At 54.2% G+C, this 19,187-nt stretch carries 13 protein-coding genes and 2 pseudogenes; 1 reads left to right on the top strand and 14 read right to left on the bottom strand.

All coding sequences use genetic code 11. The features are described from left to right. Nucleotides 1-711: 711 nt before the first annotated feature. From TPH_RS06075 to TPH_RS06005, 14 genes and pseudogenes are all read right to left on the bottom strand, one after another. Nucleotides 712-1,773, bottom strand: a complete 1,062-nt coding sequence (locus TPH_RS06075; protein ID WP_037999052.1) for an ADP-ribosylglycohydrolase family protein — start codon at nucleotides 1,771-1,773, stop codon at nucleotides 712-714. Nucleotides 1,774-1,977: 204 nt separating this feature from the next. After that, nucleotides 1,978-2,754, bottom strand: coding sequence for an ImmA/IrrE family metallo-endopeptidase (locus TPH_RS06070; protein ID WP_236608829.1), 777 nt, complete (start codon nucleotides 2,752-2,754; stop codon nucleotides 1,978-1,980). Beyond that, entirely contained in the window at nucleotides 2,754-3,254 is a 501-nt protein-coding gene (locus TPH_RS06065; protein WP_015050310.1) for a helix-turn-helix domain-containing protein, read from the bottom strand. Before TPH_RS06065 ends, TPH_RS06070 begins: the two co-directional genes overlap by 1 nt. Nucleotides 3,255-3,256: 2 nt before the next feature. Next, nucleotides 3,257-3,601: a DUF4258 domain-containing protein gene (locus TPH_RS06060; protein WP_015050309.1), complete on the bottom strand. Its 345-nt coding sequence runs from the start codon at nucleotides 3,599-3,601 to the stop codon at nucleotides 3,257-3,259. A gap of 97 nt (nucleotides 3,602-3,698) precedes the next feature. Beyond that, on the bottom strand, nucleotides 3,699-6,428 hold the full coding sequence (locus TPH_RS06055; protein ID WP_015050308.1) for an ATP-binding protein: 2,730 nt from the start codon (nucleotides 6,426-6,428) through the stop codon (nucleotides 3,699-3,701). A gap of 70 nt (nucleotides 6,429-6,498) precedes the next feature. Next, a complete protein-coding gene (locus tag TPH_RS06050; protein ID WP_148275865.1) occupies nucleotides 6,499-9,189 on the bottom strand; it encodes a DUF1156 domain-containing protein in 2,691 nt (896 codons plus the stop codon). A gap of 37 nt (nucleotides 9,190-9,226) precedes the next feature. Then, nucleotides 9,227-12,571 carry a helicase-related protein gene (locus TPH_RS06045; protein ID WP_015050306.1) on the bottom strand — a complete coding sequence of 1,115 codons (3,345 nt, stop codon included), beginning with the start codon at nucleotides 12,569-12,571 and terminating at the stop codon, nucleotides 9,227-9,229. A gap of 896 nt (nucleotides 12,572-13,467) precedes the next feature. Next, complete coding sequence (locus TPH_RS06035) at nucleotides 13,468-14,241, bottom strand: hypothetical protein (RefSeq protein WP_015050304.1); 774 nt, start codon at nucleotides 14,239-14,241, stop codon at nucleotides 13,468-13,470. A gap of 627 nt (nucleotides 14,242-14,868) precedes the next feature. After that, on the bottom strand, nucleotides 14,869-15,450 hold the full coding sequence (locus TPH_RS06030) for a hypothetical protein (protein ID WP_155990782.1): 582 nt from the start codon (nucleotides 15,448-15,450) through the stop codon (nucleotides 14,869-14,871). 386 nt (nucleotides 15,451-15,836) lie between these two features. Further along, nucleotides 15,837-15,956: pseudogene (locus TPH_RS16465) on the bottom strand (SPOR domain-containing protein); the annotation flags it as partial. A 21-nt stretch (nucleotides 15,957-15,977) separates the two neighbouring features. After that, the gene (locus TPH_RS06015; protein ID WP_015050302.1) at nucleotides 15,978-16,463 is read right to left on the bottom strand and encodes a peptidoglycan recognition protein family protein; all 486 of its coding nucleotides are present in this window, start codon (nucleotides 16,461-16,463) and stop codon (nucleotides 15,978-15,980) included. A 107-nt stretch (nucleotides 16,464-16,570) separates the two neighbouring features. Next, complete coding sequence (locus TPH_RS15390) at nucleotides 16,571-16,747, bottom strand: hypothetical protein (RefSeq protein ID WP_155990783.1); 177 nt, start codon at nucleotides 16,745-16,747, stop codon at nucleotides 16,571-16,573. Then, a complete protein-coding gene (locus TPH_RS06010; protein WP_015050301.1) occupies nucleotides 16,744-16,929 on the bottom strand; it encodes a YvrJ family protein in 186 nt (61 codons plus the stop codon). Before TPH_RS06010 ends, TPH_RS15390 begins: the two co-directional genes overlap by 4 nt. Before the next feature lie 101 nt (nucleotides 16,930-17,030). Then, the gene (locus TPH_RS06005) at nucleotides 17,031-17,255 is read right to left on the bottom strand and encodes a DUF2922 domain-containing protein (protein WP_015050300.1); all 225 of its coding nucleotides are present in this window, start codon (nucleotides 17,253-17,255) and stop codon (nucleotides 17,031-17,033) included. 403 nt (nucleotides 17,256-17,658) lie between these two features. Here TPH_RS06005 and TPH_RS06000 point away from each other — a divergent pair. Beyond that, a pseudogene (locus TPH_RS06000) lies at nucleotides 17,659-18,897 on the top strand (IS110 family RNA-guided transposase). Nucleotides 18,898-19,187 lie beyond the last annotated feature (290 nt).

Here is a 19,187-nt window from a genome sequence, read left to right as displayed (position 1 = left end):
GGGGGTGCCCGGAGTCAAGGCTGAACCCGGCACCAATCATCAGCAGCCGCCTCTCTGCCCAAGTGCCGGCAAGAGCGGAAGCGGGCGGGCGGAGGTTACGGTACGGTATGGAGGGAGCCCGCCCGCTGGAGCGTGCCTTGACCACGGGCGGGGCTCCCCCCGTACAATGAGAGAGGAGGAGGCGGGTTGGCGGGTGCCATCCGAGCGCGGGCGCAGCGGCAGGCCTGACGGCGGCAGCCGTCACACCGCTTTCCACTCACTCAACTGATACAAGCCTGAGGAGGATAGTTCAGGGACAGATCAGCCGCAGGCGTTCGGGAGCCGGAGACAGCTCCTGCAGATTGCCGGAGAGAAAAGTATCCCTGCAGGTGCTGGATTCGGCGATAAATGTGGGTCGGCAGCCTAGTGGAGGAACTGGATGCAGAACGGCCGGAGTGAGCAAAACGAAGGAAATGACCGAGGTGAGCGGAAGACACGCCGGGAGTACCGGGCACGCCAGCTGCCGGATGCTCGTTGGGCGCGGCGCTGAACCACACGGATGCTGCGTCTAAAGAACAGCAGTGGCGGCCACCGACAGCCCTGCGGGGGCGGCATGGCGCGGCGCCAGCGCGCGAGGCCTGCGGCCCGCCCCAGAGGCATGCAATTGAGGAGCAGGCGTCACCCACCGCCATCCTGCCTGCTTGGCAGAATGCTATAGCATCTTTCTGGTGTTTACCATCCAGGGTATTTTTTCAACCATCTCTCGCTCTCTTCAAAGCCGATCTGCAGGTCATCCGCCACAGCGATAATCTCATCCCTCAGCTCAACATGCTCCCACCACACAGGGGGAATGCCTTCTACCCCCAAACAGACGCCGAGGATGTTGCCGGTAATTGCTCCGGTGCTGTCGCTGTCCCCATCGTGGTTTACGGCAAGGCAAACGGCCTTTTTGAAATCGTTCTTGTATACAAGCAAGCAGTAAACGGCTATGGCAATGGCCTCTTCCCCTACCCATCCTTCACCTAGCTGTTTCAGGGCATCTTCTGATGGATCGTTGTCTTGTGCAAGCTCAACCGCCTTATTGATTAGCCCCAGGCATTCCTCACTTCCGGGATATGCTGCAAGTTCCTGAATCGCTGCGCTCACGGCATCTTCCAGCTCCATACCCTCAATCAGGCAGCTGATGATGCAGGCGTGCAACCCTGCCGACAGGTAGCCGCCTGGATGCCCGTGGGTGATGGCGGCGAGTTCGCAGCCAATTTTAAAAGCATCCTTTTTCGTGAACATCAGGCCCACAGGTGCGACGCGGATCACTCCGCCACAGCCCTTGCTGTTGTTGATGTGCTTCTCGATCGTCCCCATTCTCCCATTTGAGAGGGCGCTCAGGCAGGTACTCCCCGGAGCGCGGCGGGCGTAAAGCGCCTTTATTTTTGACACCCAGCCGTCAAGATTTTTGACGATCTCTTCTCCACCTTTACATTTCACTCCCTGGGTATGAAGCCAGCGGAGATAGGCGTGGTAAACTACTGTTGGGAGGTGGCAGTTCCCCCTCAAATTACGCCGTGTAGAAGCACGCAGCAAGCCTTCGGCTGTGAAAAGGGTCAGCTGGGTGTCGTCGGTGATTTCGGCCTTTCCGTCAGCGTTTAAAACAAGGTTTTCGATTCCCCGTTCGCCGTACCTCTTTTTGATCTCAGCCAGCCTCATAAATTCAACCGGCCAGCCGAGGGCATCGCCCACCGCTCCCCCCAACAGACAGCCTCTAAAAAATTCCTTGCGTTTTCTATCCAAAAGCATCACGCCTTTTCAATTTCTACACTCAATTGAAACCAGCTTAGCACTCACAACTGGGGCTGAAATACTCGCACTTCCCTGGCGGCCACCATTTGATCCGGCGCGGCTTCCCGGCATCAGGCGCAGCCGTTGAACTGCATATACCTTTACAGGCACCACGATGTCATAGATATTACCTTTAAATTGGCCATACTTTAATTTGCACTATCAATAGAAAGCGTCGAATTCCTCTTCATACGGGATGTAAAGCAAAGTCATTACTATATTCAGGTTAGGAAATGCCATTGATTCCTCAAAAATCAATTCTTCTCTTGAAACTCCCTGGCACCAGGCCATAGCCTGTACCTTCTGCGGTGTTTCCGGAAGGCTTTTTCCCGCAGTGAAAAAGTCATAGGCATAGGTCCACTCGTGAAGAGGTCCTTTGTTAATCCAGTAGGGAAAGGATTCAGATTTGCGAAACCATTTGATTTCACCTGATTCGGAGAGAACAACCGCTATCTTTTCACACGTTAATTGAACAACTTTGACGGCTGTTGCAGTTAAAGACGTCCCATAAATCTTACTGAACTCTTTTATCATGTCCAGATTTGGAGGTTGCAATAAACGCTTTTCCAGTTCCTGAGCCGGTAACAAAAATTCTCCTGCAAACTCGTTCGCCTCATATTCCAATTTCCGATCACTGCAATAGGATTGAATATCTCTAGCCAGGCAGCGGAATATGCTTTCCTGGTGATGGGGCATATAAAAATGCCCGAGTTCATGTGCAATAGTAAAGCACTTCCTGGTTTCATAGCCAATGTTGTTGTTTATAATAATACGGGCCTCTTTACCCTTTTGTATCAGGTATCCCTCGGCATCAAGGGCTTCTTCGAAGATTTTGATATTCATCCGATCTGCCACCAGACTAAGATCCACAGCACCGGTTAATTTCAGTTCATGGCGCAGTTGCCGGGCATAAAAAACGGGAGATAATGACACTGCCATTACCCCCCTTGCTGCCCGCCCATTTCGGCCAGATGCCTCTGAATTACCTGTAAATCTCGCTCGGAGATACCATTATCGTCGGCTTTACGTGCCGCCATCTTCACCCCACTATCTTGCTTTTCCTCAGTTATTGCCTCCTCCTTAAAGGCTTCCCCACCCAGTACTTGCAGGATCTTTTCCCGGGAGAAGCGCCACTCCCGACCTACTTTCGTCGCAGGAAGCCGGCCGCTTTTAACCAGGTTATAAACTGTCTGGTTGCTCACACGGAGCAGTTCCGCTACCTCACTCACATTCATTATTTCCGGATATTCAGGCTGATTCAGGGTACCCCGGATCAGCCCCTGCATCAGGCGAACGTCATCAGGCTCATAGGCCTCTTCACCACAGGAGCTGCAGACCCAGGCATTCATCCCCCGAAAAGTAATTGTACGACCTTTCCAGGTGGCATCCACATCTTTTTTGATCTTTTTCATTTCGCCACCGCAGATATAACATTCCATTGTTAATCCTCCTTACGCCTTTTCTTAAAAGGCCCTAAATCTTCCCACGCTTCATCCTGGAAGCGGCAGACAGTAACAATGACCGGTCTGGGAAAACGCAAGGCCACTATCATGTAAAAGTCCTGGCCATCAGAATCGACACCCTGAACAAGAACTTTAATATCCCGGCCATGATCCTGTGTTTCCAACACTTTCCCTTCCAGGCCGCACTTCGTTATATCCTCTTCTGCTATTCCCCGTTCACCCATTCTTTGAAGGGCATGCCGGGAAATAATATAACCCTCTTCCAAATTTCCGGCATTTCGTTCTCTCGCGGCTTTACGGAGAAGAGCTATCCAGACAGTCAAGTTTATTATACCTCTTTTTATAAGATATTATAAGGTATTAATAGTTGTTATAAAATAAAACGAAATAACAAAATTTTTTTCTTCACCGGGTTACATCTCAGCTTTCTTCCCATTCTTCTATAACCGCTCCAACCTGTTGGAGGGTTTCCTTCACCTTGCTGTCGAGGGTGGTACGGTCAAAACCGCTTTCGGACTCGGCCTTAACTTCTATGATGATTTTCGGCTCATCGCCTGAGGCCTTCAAAGGACGGATCACGCCCGCCACAATCTGCGAGAGTTTATCCCAGGGAACAGCGGCCTTGATGCTGACTCGCTTGACTTTAACCGCTGCCGGCTGGCCGGGACCACCTGTACCACCTGAAACAATCTGCTCGTCACCTTGTCCCGCATCACTTCCCCCATCTTCCTGGACCACCAGCACACCCCCCTTGCCGTCGCCAGAACCCGCATAAACGCTGCCCCATCCGTGAGAACCGCTACCGCCGCCGGGAATTTCACCTCCGGCCTTCTTCTCTTCCTCCGCCTTTTCGGGACGGACAATGAGAGCATCCAGAGATAATTCCGGCGGAGTTTTGCCAAAATAGAGAGCATAACCGAGGCGTACCCCGAGCAGACCGGCCTTTGCGCCCTGGCTGGCTGCATCAAGCAACACCTTTTCACTCTCCAGGCAGGGCAGTCCGGGAGTTTTGAGGAAAACATCAAAGATCTCGTTGAGAGTCTTTTCTGTCTCTTCCTTGCCGAAAGCCCGGTCGAGGATCACTTTAGGCGTGAGGAAAGACAAAATGCGCTCCTCGTCTTTGAGATACCGCCAGACACGGATGCATACGGACGGGTTTTCCCCCGTTGTCATGATCCCCATATCCCGCCAGACCACATCTCCGTTGCCGCGCCAGCCGACGTGGCGGTAGGCAGAAACAATTGCACTAGGTAGATCCTTCCTTGACTGAGTGAGCTTAGTCTGGAGTTCCTCCCGGTCACCTGCAGTCAGGGAGATGGTGGTGTCGCCCGAGATCTCCTGCAACGCCAGGAAGCGCCTGAGCTGTCTCTCCAGCGCAGCGTATGAGCCAGCATCCATGGCTGCGGCAAATACCGTATTGCGGTAAATGCGAAAAGTAGAGCCGCTGTTATCCAAAATCTCCCGGATAAAGGTTGCGGTTTCGCTTTCCCCGTATTTCTGCTCTGGATCCAGCAGGATGAGCTTCAGGCGCCGGTTGTCGGGGATGTCCCCTGAAGCCTTCGGCCAAAGGTAGACGTCAAAAGAAGCTCCTCTGGCCAATCTGTTCAGATGCTCGTAAAGGCTCTCACGAACCTGTTCTGGGTCAATGGCCTCTTCTTTGTCCACAATGATGCGGTTCAGGTTGGGCTGGTTCTTGAAGCTGTAGAAGCGCTTTTCCGTATGGAAATACCAGAGCGAGTCTTCGAGCTTGCTGACGGCGTCACCGACAATGGTGGGAGGAACGCCCTCCCGCAAGAGGGCGACCCGCAGCCAGGGGAGATTTACTCCTCGACGCTCCCCACCGCTAAAGGAATAGAGAAAGACCGCTGTGGCAAGGCCTTTGGCGAGGCCGTACCTTTCGTATTCACTGCCCATCTCCTGATCGATTCGCCGGGCTTTGCCGAGGATGTCGGAGCAAATGATGCTGTCGAATTCATTGCCGATGTGGTTGATGAACTCCCTGCGCACAGGCACATCGGCCAGATCCACCAGGGAGGAGTGGATCAGAGGAGATGTAACTTTGCGCTCATAGAGGTCCTCGACGATCATGGCCAGGAACCGCAACACTCCCCGGGTGCGCTGAAAGGTGGGGAAGGAGCCCCAGCGTTCGTACAAAACATCGATAAATTCCGGGTGAAAGGGATAGGCCCGCTCGATCTTCTCTCGGTAGGCGGTCTCCCGCACCTCAGCAGGAGCATCGCTGCCGAGTTCTTGATAGAAGCGGAAATAAGCCTCGGCGATCTGGCGATGGACTTTGGAGTCACCCAGGTTTTCGAAAAGCCGCTTGCGGATGACTTCGTAGATCTCGACACCTTCCACCGGCACATAAATGCTCTCTACCCTGCCTGATACCTTCTGCAGCTGGGCGAGGGACTTCTCGGCCTCTTCATCGTACTGCTCCAGGATGCTGGCGGGGAGTGTCAGCACCAGAACGGCTTTCTCAGAGGTGGTGACCGCCTCCGACAGCTCCTGGAGGAAGGCCAGTGTCTGCCCCTGGGTGATCTTCTCAACTTTTTCAACCTGATTGGCCTTGACGATGTACTGCAATAACTCATCCATCAGGATTAAGGTGGGACCGCTTTTCTGCAAGACTTCCTTGATCCGCTCTTTCCCCGGCGCCACCCGCCTTAGATCATGCTCTTTGACGATCTCATAACAGCCGAGCTGGTAGGCGATCTCGCCCCAGGGCGTCCTGCCCTTTACGGGGTCGGCTGTCGTTCCGGCAAAGGCCGCCACCCTTGCCCCGGAAAAGCCCTGCCAGTCAGCCAGCAACTCCTGGAGCTGCTCCAGGTGGGTGAGCTGGCCGAAAGACTTCACCAGATGGTAGAGGGTCAAGAGGGCATGGGTCTTGCCACCGCCAAAGGGGGTCTGCAGCTGGATAACGGGGTCGCCTTTGCCGGTGCTGAGGCGGGAAAGGACGTTGCGCACCAGGTTTTTCAAACCTGCGGTCAGGTAGGTCTTTTCAAAGAAAAGACGCGGGTCTCTGTATTCCTCTGGCGCCGTGCCGCCTACCACATCACCCAGATCGGCGGCGAAGACCGCCTCGCTGAAGGACTTTTCCCGGATGTCTTTATGAGGTATCACTACCTGCCACCATGCCGGTAGAGCCATAGACGCGCCCTCCTTAAAATCAGATATTTATCCCCCTAACAGAGGTAAATTCAGAACAGGCATCAAAACTTTACTGGAACAGGCGGAGCTGTCCGTTGTCACCGCCGTTTGTCGCTTTCTGATAGCTTTCCCGCCCGTACAAGAAGCCCTGAAGCAGCTGCTTCTCCTTATCCCCCGGCGGCAGCACTTCGGAGAGGGCCTGTGCCACCTGCCAGAAGTCGTTGTTGTGCAGGTGCCCTGTAGCAGTAAGAATTTCGGTGATCTTCTGCCGCTGGTTTTTCTCCCAGAGGACGAGACACGCGTGGAGGACATCCACCATGTTGTCCAGCTTCCCCTTTTCCAGAAACTTTTTATCTCGCTCCTTCGGCCCCAGCACACCGATAAACTCCCTATCTTTCTTAACAAAGCCCCCGCTCCAGTACTGGTCAAGCTCGATCCCCACGGCGCTGGCCAGTTTCCTGGCCTCATCGAAAAGGACTTTGGCCCCGTTGTAGGCCCAGCGCCACAGCAGGTAAAAACGGGTCTCGGCGTCAATGCCGCCCAGATGGCTGTCTTTCAGGATCCTGGCGAGGGCGTATTCGCTCACCGTTTTGCGGATAAACTCCAGGAGGTCTGCCGCTTTGACTTCCTCACCCGAGTAGGTCTCCACCCGCTCGTATTGGCCGAAGACCTCCAGAGCGGGGCCGATGGCGGAGATGAAGAAGTCGCTGCCGCCGATCCCTTCGTTCCAGAACTGGTCGAGCTTTTGACGGATCCTTTCCTCCACCTGAGGCTTGATCTCATTGAAGTAAGCGGTTTCCTTTTTCGTGCGCTTGCGGCAGACCATGTAGATGGATGAGGCCAGGGCCGCCGATTCCTTAGCCCTCAGGCGTGCCTGCATCTCGGTATTCAGCGGCCAGGAGGCGGTGAGGTAGAGGCCGGAATTCAAAAGGGCGTTGATGATCGTCTCCCAGGCATCTGTGGTCTTATGGGCGAAGACGATGATCGCAACGCCTTCGGGATTCAGGACGCGAGCGATCTCCCGGAAGGCCCTGGTGATCATCTCCTCAAAAAACCTTTTACCCTCCTCAAAGCCGCCTTGCTCACGGGTGTAGGCGACGATTTCTTCGGACTTCGGAGTGAGTGGAGTAGCAAAGAGGTCAGGGTATAAATCCCCCACGGTGCGCTTGAGCCAGACGTAGAAGAAGTCCGAAAGATAAGAATAGGGCACGTTGTCGTAGTACGGCGGGTCGGTGACCACAGCGTCGAAGAAGTTATCGGGATAGGGTAGGGAGGTGGCGGAAGATTGAATTATACTAGGTGACATAATATTGGATATTGAGAGGTTGTCTAAAACTATCTTGATATAACTAAATTGTTTTCCCCATCCTTGAACCCCAATGGTATTAATTTCACAATAATCCCATAGAATGGGCAACGCCTGTCTGAGAAAAACTTGCTCAGCTTTTTCTGCAAAGACATTCCACACATTCTGCTGACTTGTTCTATTAACTAAACGATCCACCCCAAGTGCTAGATACGTCGCCACCGCCCTGGCGTGCTCCTCGTCATACCCCTCTGCCAGCATCAGCTCATGCGCCTGCCGCACCTTATCCGCAAAGGTGATCAGTGACAGCTTCTGACGGGGGTTGAAGAGGTCGCCCCACTTCAAAATACCATACCTTTGAACACGAAAGCCTAACGTATCCTTAGGAGGTAAATCTTCATCCGGCACCGGGTCGAAGCCCCACCTGTCCCACAGCTCCTCCCGCTTCTGTTCCAGATACCTCTCTGCTTCCCGGAAAATCTCCATGTCCTCTTCCGTGGCCAGCCGGTAGGCCTTGCCCTGCTGCTCAGGATGGTGGAGGACCACAGCCACCATGCGCTGGCCGGCCCTGCCCTCTCGGAACTGCTTGCGCATCTCTTTGTCGGTCAGGCCGCTGCGGCAGCAGAGGCAGATGGCCTTAGCACGCGCTATTGTGCCTTCCCCGGGGTCGAAATCGATCTCCTCGCCTTCTGCAATCTCAAACTCCACAGCATTCCCCCGCGGCACGATCCGCAGGGCGACCTTTTTCCTCTCTTTCTTGGCCAGCCAGGTCTGGCGCATCAAAGGGATCTCCGCACCGCAGGCCGGGTTCTGGCACCGCACCGTCCGCGCCCAGATATAGCCTACAGGGATGCTCCCGTCGGGGTCAGGAGGGTAAAAGCGCCCGATTTCCTTCCTGGCCTCCTCCAGCACCCACTCCCCCCAGCGCTTAACGTCCTCCAGGAGGGGATTGACCTCCCGCTCCACCTCTCCTACTGGAGTGCGCTCCTTCCGCTTTACCGACCTGCCGTATTTCTGGGGAAACTCCAGGGTAGCCTTTTCGATCAAGACGGCCACCGGGTTGAGGTCTGAGGCATAGGTCTCGCAGCCCAGGCGCAGGGCCTCCAGGGGGATGGAACCGCCTCCGCCAAAGGGGTCCAGCACCCGGAGCGGTGTTCCGCCATTGGCCGCCAGGATCTCCCTTCTCGCCCGTTCCATATAATAGGGATTCAAAGAATTTTCCCATCTGGAAAGCTCAGCGATGAACTCAGCCCGTCCTATCCGCTCTATTTCGTCCTTCGGCTCCGGGGTAAGGGCGGCATAGATGGTCGCCCGCGAGGCTGCCAGCGGCCGCCTCGCCCACCAGATGTGCAGGGTGGAGATGTGCCCGTGGCGGATGTTCTTCTCCCGGGCGGACTGCTCGCTTACGGCTTTGACCGGAAAAGTGGCCTCAATAAAAGTCCTTTTCACACTCACCTTCTGCCATCTCCCTTGCTACCAGTTTATACCTGTGCTATACATCAGCCCTTTGCGCTGCAGGTTGCCAGTTTTTCACCACATACCGCACAATTTCCACCTGCTCATCGGGCTTCAAACAGGCTGCCGGGTTCTGGATCAGGTAAAGCTGTGGAACTGTTGCCGCCTGCTCCACCACGTAGAGCCAGTAATCGTCTCCAAGGCGGTTGGCCATCACCCACTCGTTGGGGGTGAGAGCGATGGCTCCAGACCTCGCCCTGGCCTTAACCTCGATGTAGCGGTAGTTCCCGTCCCTGTCGACGGAGCGGATGTCATAACCGAGAGATTGGGCGGAGACATCTTCCGGCTGTCTGCCCTGTTCCACCTCATACCTCATGGCCACATCCATCCCCACCCTCTCTATCTCTTCATCGCTCGCCATCCCTTCCTGCAGAGAAACTCCCGGCACCACCCGGACCACGGCCAGGACAGACGGTTCGGAAGAATACAGGCTGGTCTGGGTGCGGATCTCGCCCAGAAGCCGCTCCTTTTTCCGGTCCAGGTCCTCCCGTCTCCGCTGTTCCTGGATGACCGTGACATCAGGGATGTTTTCTCCTTTAATCCTCCTAGTTTCATACTCCATGAGCTTGGTCTCCGATTCCAGGATCAGCAAATCGATGGATTTAAGGCCATATTTTTCCTTGATGGCGGCATCCCGCCTCCTCTGCTCCAGCAACTCTTCACGGTACGGAAGCACCAGCTGCTCTAAAGCAAAGGCGACAACTTTCTCCCGTGAGGCGGGCAAAACCTCTGCTTCCGGCTCAGGTGAGTCATCACCAGCCGGTTTCAGGTCCCAGAGCAGAGAGGGATTGACAGCAGTCATCCGGCCATCGGCAGGCTGGTAAATGCAAAAAAGCTTGCGGCCGGCTACCTCTCCTCTCCCGTCCTTGATCTCCCCGGTCATAAACCACAACAGCCCGTTCTTCCTGCCATCGGGATCGATAAAAATTGCGCCGCGGGAAGCATCATCCCGGTACTTCTTAAAGATGGCTTCCAAAACGGCCTCCATCAAGGGATGGCCCATCGTGACAAACTCGCATTGCCCATCAGAGGCCTGTTGCTTATCAAAAGCAACCTTCAGGTACTCCCGATATACCTCGCCGTACTTAATTTTGAATTCGTAGGGCTGATTTCGCACCTCAAAAGGAACTGCTGGCACCCGCCAGAAGCCATCCTGGCGTTTTTCTACTCTGATCCCGAGCGTTTGGGCCGCCCGCAGAAAAAACTTTTCAATATATTCCGGCACCAGGCGGTTCTCACGGGCGACCCGCTGCTCGCCAAGGATCCGGGAGAGGTCGATATGACGGGTGGCCAACGCCTCCATCGTCGCCTCCCTGACCCGCTGGGCTACCTCCTCATCAGGGATGCGTTCCATCTCTGCCACGATATCGTCCGTGCTCTGGGGATTGGCAATGGCCTCAAGAATCAGGTCTTTAAGGCTCGTCCCCGGCAGGATGTCGCCGATGACATCGAAAACACGGTCGGAGCCCAGGTGATCTTTCATGCGGTTCAGCTTCTCAAAGAGCTTTTCCAGGATCCTCCCTTCCCTGGTATCCACCGCCACCATGTTGTAAATATGCACATCGTGACGTTGACCGTAGCGGTGGACGCGCCCCATCCTTTGTTCCAGGCGGTTGGGGTTCCAGGGGATGTCGTAATTGATCAGCAACCAGCAGAACTGGAGGTTGATCCCCTCGCCTGCCGCTTCGGTCGCCACCATCACCTGGGCATTGTGCTTGAACTCATGCTCGGCCCTGATGCGGGCATCCATGTTCATTCCGCCATGGACGGTTGTCACCGCATATCCCCATTTCCTGAGCTTTTCTGCTAGATAGTCCAGCGTATCCTTGGACTCCGTGAAAATGAGGATTTTGGTGCCGCTTTCCCGCACCTTGATATCGTCAAGTACTTCCTTGAGCCGGCTGAGTTTGGTCTCGATCTCCTGCTTCTCCACTTCCCTGGCAAGAGCCACAAGCTCGTCCAGCTTGTTGATCTCTTCCCTCAGCTCCTCCAGCGTTTCCGCCGATGTGAGCTTCTCCAGCAGCTCTTCCTCTTTCTGCCAACGCTGGCTCTCCTCCAGGTCTTCCAGGTATTCTTCCGTATAACCCACTTCCTGAAGCAGCTGCCCCTTTTTATACAGGTCCTCCAGCCTGGCACGGCGGCGCTCTAAAGACTTGCGCACAGCCCTGACGCTGGATGCCAGCCTGCGCTGCAGGATGGTGAGGGCAAAAGCGACGTTGCGCTTCTCCTTTTGTATGGCTTTGTTGAAATTTTTCTCCACATAATCGGTGACGGCATTGTAGAGGATCTTTTCGGCATCGCTCAGCCGATACTTCACCGTCTCTACCTTGCGTTGGGGGAACAGCGGCCTGCCGTCAAAACCTTTAAGGTCTTCTTTGAGCCGCCGCAAAAAAAGCGGGTTGTCCTTATTTTGAATGGAGTCAGCCAGCATTCTGGTGTTGGCGAAAAATCCGGGTTGCAGAAGATCCAGGAAAAGGCGGAAGTTTTCCGGATCGCCACGGTGCGGAGTTGCGGTGAGGAAAATAAGGTATTTGGTGATCCGGGAGATCAGCTCGCCGAATTGATAGCGAGCGGTTTTATTGATCTTTTCCCCGTACTTATAAGCGGACATCTTGTGGGCTTCGTCTACAATCACCAGGTCCCAGGAGGAGTCTTTCAGCGCAAACATGACGTCATCCTGTTTGGCGAAATCCAGGGAAGTAATGATTTGATGATTCTCTGTCCAGACGTTCTGCCCCCAACTGGCGTTGATGACACCGCGGTCGACGATCAAAAAGCGTTCCTGGAATTTTTCCTTCATTTCCCTAAGCCACTGCTCTTTGAGGTGCCCGGGTACAATAATCAGAACCCGATTGACCAGACCCCGGTATTTCAATTCCTTTAAAAGGAGCCCGGCCATAACGGTCTTGCCGGCACCCGGGTCATCAGCCAGCAAAAAGCGAATATTGGGGCTCTTGAGCATGTAATGGTAGACTGCCTCAATCTGGTGCGGCAGGGCATCGACCTGCGAAACGCTCACCCCATAGAGGGGATCAAACTGAAAGGCATTGCGGATCCGCATCCCCTCTAAGTAAAGAAACACGTGCTCGGCGTTACCCGTAAACTCAGTAGATTGTTCAGTGGTTTTGGTAATGGCAGCAAGTTCAGCGGGGCTCAGGACAGGGTCATAGTATTTCTTCGAGTTAACGCCGACAGCCTCTATTTTGGTAAGCGCCGGCCCAATAGGCCTGACAGCAAGCACCCTGACAGGTTCGGGGAAGATTGGGCCGCTAATTATGTCCCCAGTTTCAAAAACCATCTCCCAGTCAACGCCCTCGTGCATATCAAAGAATTGTCCCTTTCTTTACCACGCCCAAATATGAACCCTTCAAAAGTGTTTTAGCACCATTGAGCTGTGTTTCGCCAACGCTGATGATGCGGATCGGACTGGAACCCCTGCAATAAAATCCTGGCAGCGATTTCTTTTGATTGTTTTCGCCAAACTTTGTCAATTTTCCTCCCAACTGAAAGTTCTAATTCCTGCAATTAGCACCACAAGTTAATAAAGTCACATTGTCCGGCGGTTCACCAAGCTTGACGAAGCCTATAGCAGCGTTTGTGAAGCTCATCAGGGCCTATCAGGGCGTTGCCTTGTCTCCGCCAGGTGCCGCCCCGCCTCGTGCCGCGACCTAAGGGCACCCGGAGCTCAGCCCTCCTGAAATCCCCTGTGGCTTCACCACTTCCTCCCGCAGGCAAGCTCCTCCCGAGGTCTTCTGCTCTATCCGCTCTTCCCGCGAACTCATCGGCCTCACCAGATCCCACCTCGCGATGAACACCCTTGCCTTCGGCTAGCAGACACGTGCTGGCTCGCCTGCAGCGGACTTTCACCACCAGGTTAACGCCCATGCCGGGCGCGTGGAGAAAGCTGCCCAATCGGTCAGGTTTACGCGTTTCCGTCCCCCAAAGGGGCGAGGGTATTTTCAACACCGTCCAATGTCGTGCGACTGGCAGCCTGTCATATTCTGCTCGAAAATACAGGGATTTACTCTCTAGGTGATACCCTCGTCTTCCCTTAACTAAAAGCAAATGCTGAACTAATTTTGAGTTAACTATGGAGAATTTAGCCATTACCATTTTGAGAGGTTAAAAGCTTTAAGCAGAAAAACTTACCTTAACCCTCTAAACACAAATGCCTGACAAAAGCCCCTTTTTCCAAGCATCCCAAAAAATCCTAGTTTTCTAAGCCAAAGCCGAACTTTTAATATCTTTTAAATAAAGGTAAAGTGCAGAACCAGCAACCAAGACAAGGAGACACGCCCAAGCACAAGTAGCAATGTTGCTCTTTCGCTGTATTTCGCGAGCGAGTTCTCTTTCTGCAGTTGACTGCGCTTTCTCTTTTATTGCATCCTCTTCCTCTTTTAACTTCCAAAGATCCATATAATATTCTCTGTACTCATTTTCAGCCTGGATTAGCTCAAGTGGAATATGCGATTTTAAGAAAGTAATGGCATCGTTATCTGAATCTAAGGGAATAGGTAGTGGCGGACCAACAGAAGTAGATGGTGACCATAAAAGTTCCGCCCATTCAAAAAGAGTATCAAAATACTTCTCACTTGTTGGCGGATTTTCTCGTTCCCAATCTTTTTTACACGCCTCGGCTAATTCCTCATAGCTATCGTGCGCCTCTCCCAGAGCTTCTGCTTTAGTGCTAACAGCTTTTTTCTTTTCCTCCACCTCAGATATTCTCTTCTGGAACTCCGGGCGTTTTAAAACATCCTGCTGCCTTGCTCTAACAAGGTTAGAAGCAAGATATGGTATCCTTTCGTTGACGTAAACTTTGTCATCTTCGCTCCCGCTTAAAATAATCCACTTACTTCCCGTCCAGCGATCGCGAGCATAGGTTACATCCAAATCCCCTTCTTTCTTCGTCGATGTTCTCTCCCACCTGAAGAGCGAAGCGCCTCCCAAGAGAACCAAAACCGCTAGAAGTATAAACCAAGGTTTCTTTTTCACCACTGGTTCCTCCCCTTACATTCCGAATCTGGGCCACGGGCCCATCAATTAGGTTTAAGCTGCGTTTTCCTCGGCTGGATAACCAGCCAAGAAAATTGGTACTTTTTGAACTATTCGCCAGAATGCAACATTTTCCTGTAGGGCGCCCTCCAAAAAAGAAAAACACTGCCACTGGTCGCAGTGTCTGTTTAATCTAGGGGGGTCGTGGTTCCACAGCAATACAGTGTGTCGCGCTTCTCTACCAGTCTACCCCCTATCAACTGGTATACATCCCTATTTTGACCCCGGGAGAGCCGGAGACACTAAGAACTCCTAACCGGCCAGGGGTGGGCGCAAAAGCTGGAGCAACTGCATCACCCGCTTGAAGGTATTGGGTTTCTCCCTTCTTCTGGCAGTATGTGCAAAAACTGGGCCAATTGCATCACCCTAAATGTAATCCTTCGCCAGATAGTAAAAAATTCCTTCCAGCTTCATTCCACTAGCGAAACTCATCACCAGTGAAACTCATAGTTACTACTTTAGAGTTCTTCACTAAGTAACTAGCCCCGTCTCCCGGGCACGTACTGCTTCGCTTCCTTACCGTTCCCTCATAGACAAACAGCTGCACCGTCTACTCCTCAAGAATGCTTAAGAAGAATAGAAAACATAGCGCCCCCCAGCAAGCAGGAGTTCCTCGTAAAACGGCATAAGCTCTAGAAACACTTCTCGGTAGGCATCGATGGTCTTGTTCGCTGCTTCCTGCACGTCCCACAGTGCCCCCACAAACACAAAAACTGGCGAACCGTCCGCTGGAACAACATAGGTCTCGAGGTAGCGCAAGACATCATCTGGCCCCACTTTCTTAGGATCCCCTTGTATTTCTATGCCAAAACCATTTCGCGCAACGCAGTAGTAAAAAGCAGCGCGGAACGGAAGAGGTGGCCGGACCCCTAGGAAAGTCTGAAACACCCGGAACGCGGGAATCTTCGGTGCAACCTGGCGCCCTATCTGAAAGCCGAGGCCAACGCGGATGTACTCCGGATACATTCCTATGTTTAACTGCACCTCGTCTTGATCCCCGCCGCCGACCGTGTACAAAAACCAATGCTCGTCGTGGGTGCGCGGCGGTCCAAAAACCATGCCCTTATCCCCTCGCATACTCCGGCGCACGATTCTCTTGCGGAAGAACTCCAGGTCGTACTCCGGGAACGAGCACAAATCTCTTCGCAAATCCTCTATCTTGCTCTGCCAGCGGCTGAGGGAGCAGTTGCCCCTCTCTTACCTGCTGCATCAAAGCAAAATCGTTGGCATTGAACGGCGAAAAAGGCATTTTTTCACCACCCATGAATTGATTTGATTTTCCTGGTTCCAAAAAGTCACCTTAAGGCCGCTTTCACGACCAGCGCCCAGACAAGTACCTCAAGCCTAACCTGACCCATAAAGCCACCCCTCACACGAGAGCTTCCATTCTATGAAATCTCCTTTCTTTTTATGCTTCGCTGTAGAAAAAATTTTCCTGTCGGAAGCCACCACACGGCACAGGATGAGGCACAGAAGCAGGGCTGCTCCACCCCTCCCCTCCCGGCAAACGGGGCGCTAAAGGAAAGGATGAGCCCTCAGGCTTCCTCCCTTGAGGCGGCCCTAGGCGGGACGACCCAGGCCTCGAAGCCAGCTGCCCAAAGCCTTTCGGCCAAAGCCTCGGCCTTTTCTTTGGTGGCGAAGGCACCGGCCTGAACGCGCCAGAGACCTGAGGGCGGCTACGCCTGATGTGTGGGTATCTCACCATCCTGGGAGGGCGGGGTCTGGTAGGCAACCTTTTCCTCTGACGCCAGGCGCTCAGCCAGCTCCCGCCGCACTCCCTCCATGTCCAGGTATCTGCCCGGGCAGTCGGTGGCCGCGCCCCTCACCTCGCGGTGGCCGAGGAGCTGGTCCGGCTGGATGCCGAAGCGCCTGCAGAGGTCGGCCAGCAGTTCCAATAAAGACGCAGCCTGCCCGGGCAGGGGCGGGTGGCTCTCCAGGTTGCCGATCACCGCCACTCCGATCCCCTTGGAGTTCATCCCGTCAGCCCGGCAGTGGGCACCGGGCAGATCGAGGCTCCTGCCGGGAGCAACCTTCCCGTCCCGTTCGATCACAAAGTTGTAGCCGATGTCGCGCCACCCTAAAGAGAGGTGGTAGCGGCGCACCTGCTCCGCATCCCTCTCCTCCGCCCCAGTGTGGTGGACGATCACATAAGACCAGTTCACAGCGATCCCTCCCCGCTTTTATGCCGCGCAAAATGGGAATTCTCACTCTGATGACGAGATGATGCCGCCGGAAATCCCGGGCCTCCTCTGACAACCGGGCAGCAGCTTCAGTTCCCCACTGGATGAAGACAGACCGCCTGCGGCTTTGCCGCCTCCTCCCTGCCGGCGGCTGCCACACTCTGAGGTAAGCCGGTGCGGCACCGCTGAGCCGCTCCCTGTAAAGTGGGGCATTCGGCGCCGCCCAGGCGGGAATCACCTGCGGGGAAGAGCGCCTCCACCGTCACTCTCCGAAGACCATTTTGCGGGCTTCCTCATAGTCTGCCCCGTTCTGCCTGGCCACGACGATCGTCAGGACTGTCACCGACTTCTGGAACTCCTTCAGGATAGGCTCCAGCCTGACCAGAAGGTAGCCGGCAACGACCATCGGAAAGCCGTAGTTGGCGATGAGCTTGAAGATCTCTTCCACTGCTTCACTCCCTCTCTTCGCTCCTCAAGATGAAAAATGGATGGGCACTGCCCACCCCACTGCTTCCGCCGCGCCTGCCCCCAAAGGGCTCCGCCGACTGGTTATGAGACTGAGATGAGATCCGTTGTCTCCCTGGTGACGATGCGGGCGCTGAGGATGCCGGCAATGCCCCCCGTCCCAGAGGTGAAGATGTTCTTGGCCGCAATTGTGCTCATGGCGGCGCTCACCTGCTCTGCGGTAAGGTCCAGGCGCGGATCGGGCACGGAGAGCCGCAGCCGGCCTCCCCCGGCGGTTGTGAATATCAACTCCAAAGTCTTGCTGATCACTCTTGGCTCACCTCCTTCACTCCTCGTAAGATAGTTTTTGTAACACCAATTGATCCAGCCCTTAAAAGAAGCCCGGCTTGGATCAAAGATGCTCCTTGACAACTGGAAATTGGGTATTCACTTTTGGTGGAGTTCCAGGCAAAATGTAGTCGTGAGATTATGTTTTGGGTAGGTATGTCACTCCTTGAGGTCCGACCTCTTAGAAAGCCTGACCCCCAGCCCATAACCTGTACCCCTGACACGTAAGTTGCGCAACTTGTCAAGATCCTGTCCAATGGTAGCAGGTTGGATAGAACAAGGTCCTGACAGGAAAGCGTTGTTTCCGGCGAGGCTGTTGACCGGTTATGGTGCCTGGGACCCCGCATAATCTCGCACAATTCCTCCCTGGGAGGGGGTGAAACTGATGAAACTGTTTGTCGGTATCGATGTCAGCATGAAAGATTTCAAGGCCCGGATGTTTGACGCAGAGGGCGAGGAGATCGCCAAGCGCATTCGCTGCAAGAACGACGATCCGGGTGCAGAGTCCTTTGTTAAGTACCTGGTGGAGATCTGCGGCGCCAACGAAGTTGATTCCCTGCGGATCGGCATGGAGTCCACCTCTGTCTATGGCTGGCACCTGCAGATGCGCCTGGCCGGTGAGCCTTTGCTGGCTTCCTTTCACCCCCAGGTGTACGTCTTCAATCCCAAGGTGATCGCCAACTTCAGAAAACAGTACGTCGATATCCCGAAGGATGACTGGTTCGACTGCCTGGTGATCGCCGACCGGCTCAGGTTCGGACGGTTGCCCGAGAGCTGCCAGGTGGACTTCCGCTACCTGCCCCTCCAGCGGCTGACCAGGTTCCGTTACCACCTGATCCAGACCATCACCCGGGAGAAGAACTATTTTCTGACCAACCTGTTCCTGAAGTTCAATACCATCTGCCAGGACAAGGTGCTGAGCGACATCTTCGGGGCCACCTCGGAGGCGATCCTGACCGAGTTCCTTTCTCCGGAAGAGATTGCGGCACGACCGCTTGATGAGTTAATTGATTTCCTGATGGAGAAGGGAAAGAGTCATTTCTCCAACCCCGAAGCTACGGCCAAGGCCTTAAAGCATGCCGCAGCCTGCGCTTACAGGCTGCACGGAAGCCTCCTGGAGCCGGTGAACCTGATCCTGGCCACCAGTTTGCAGACCATCCGCACCCTGGAACAGCAGGTCAAGAGTATTGACAGGGCGATTGAGAAAGAACTGTCACACTTTCCGAACACTCTGCAGTCGATGCCGGGCATGGGGCCTGTCTGTACCGCCGGAATAATCGCCGAGATCGGCGACATCCACCGGTTCGACAACGAGAAGGCAGTCGCCAAGTTTGCCGGCCTCACCTGGCGGAAACACCAGTCAGGCGAGTTTGAAGCCGATGACACACCGCTTACGAAAACCGGCAACGTGTACCTGCGCTATTACTTTGTAATGGCCGCCGACAGCGTGCGTAAATGGGACCCCAGGTTTGCCGAGTTCTATGCCCGTAAGTTTAAATAGAGTTCCACTCACCACCATCGCCGTGCTTTGGTTCTGACCGCACGTAAACTCGTGCGGGTGGTTGATGCTCTGCTACGCAGCAACCAACTATACGTGCCCCAGGGGCAGAGAAAGGTGGTTTAGGTTTAGTCTGTCGGGTGGCTCTTCTGCTAATAGCAACGGCTTCATATCATAATATTGCATCGACCCTCCAGTAGGGTTTACCCCGAAAGACCACAACGGATAAGACGCTACAGTGCGTGGAGCATCATTCATATCACCACCTGACTATTGTCTCTCAACCGATGAACCATTTATGTTGCTTTTTTCCATTTACCTCTGGAAACAAGCTTAGTTTGGTATGCGCTTTTTTAGAAAATTTTCTTAGAAATTTTGGTCCTTGGATCTTGACATATTACCGTAAGGCTTTAAAG

This window comes from Thermacetogenium phaeum DSM 12270 (assembly GCF_000305935.1).
Taxonomy (GTDB): domain Bacteria; phylum Bacillota; class DSM-12270; order Thermacetogeniales; family Thermacetogeniaceae; genus Thermacetogenium; species Thermacetogenium phaeum.
The sequence above is the reverse complement of the archived record's forward strand: the minus strand, read 5'-3'. Positions and strand labels throughout refer to the sequence as shown.

Bases quoted from the DNA above. Each gene is read 5' to 3' on its own strand.
- TPH_RS06075 (WP_037999052.1), bottom strand. From the start codon at position 1,773: ATGCTTTTGGATAGAAAACGCAAGGAATTTTTTAGAGGCTGTCTGTTG.
- TPH_RS06070 (WP_236608829.1), bottom strand. From the start codon at position 2,754: ATGGCAGTGTCATTATCTCCCGTTTTTTATGCCCGGCAACTGCGCCAT.
- TPH_RS06065 (WP_015050310.1), bottom strand. From the start codon at position 3,254: ATGGAATGTTATATCTGCGGTGGCGAAATGAAAAAGATCAAAAAAGAT.
- TPH_RS06055 (WP_015050308.1), bottom strand. From the start codon at position 6,428: ATGGCTCTACCGGCATGGTGGCAGGTAGTGATACCTCATAAAGACATC.
- TPH_RS06045 (WP_015050306.1), bottom strand. From the start codon at position 12,571: ATGCACGAGGGCGTTGACTGGGAGATGGTTTTTGAAACTGGGGACATA.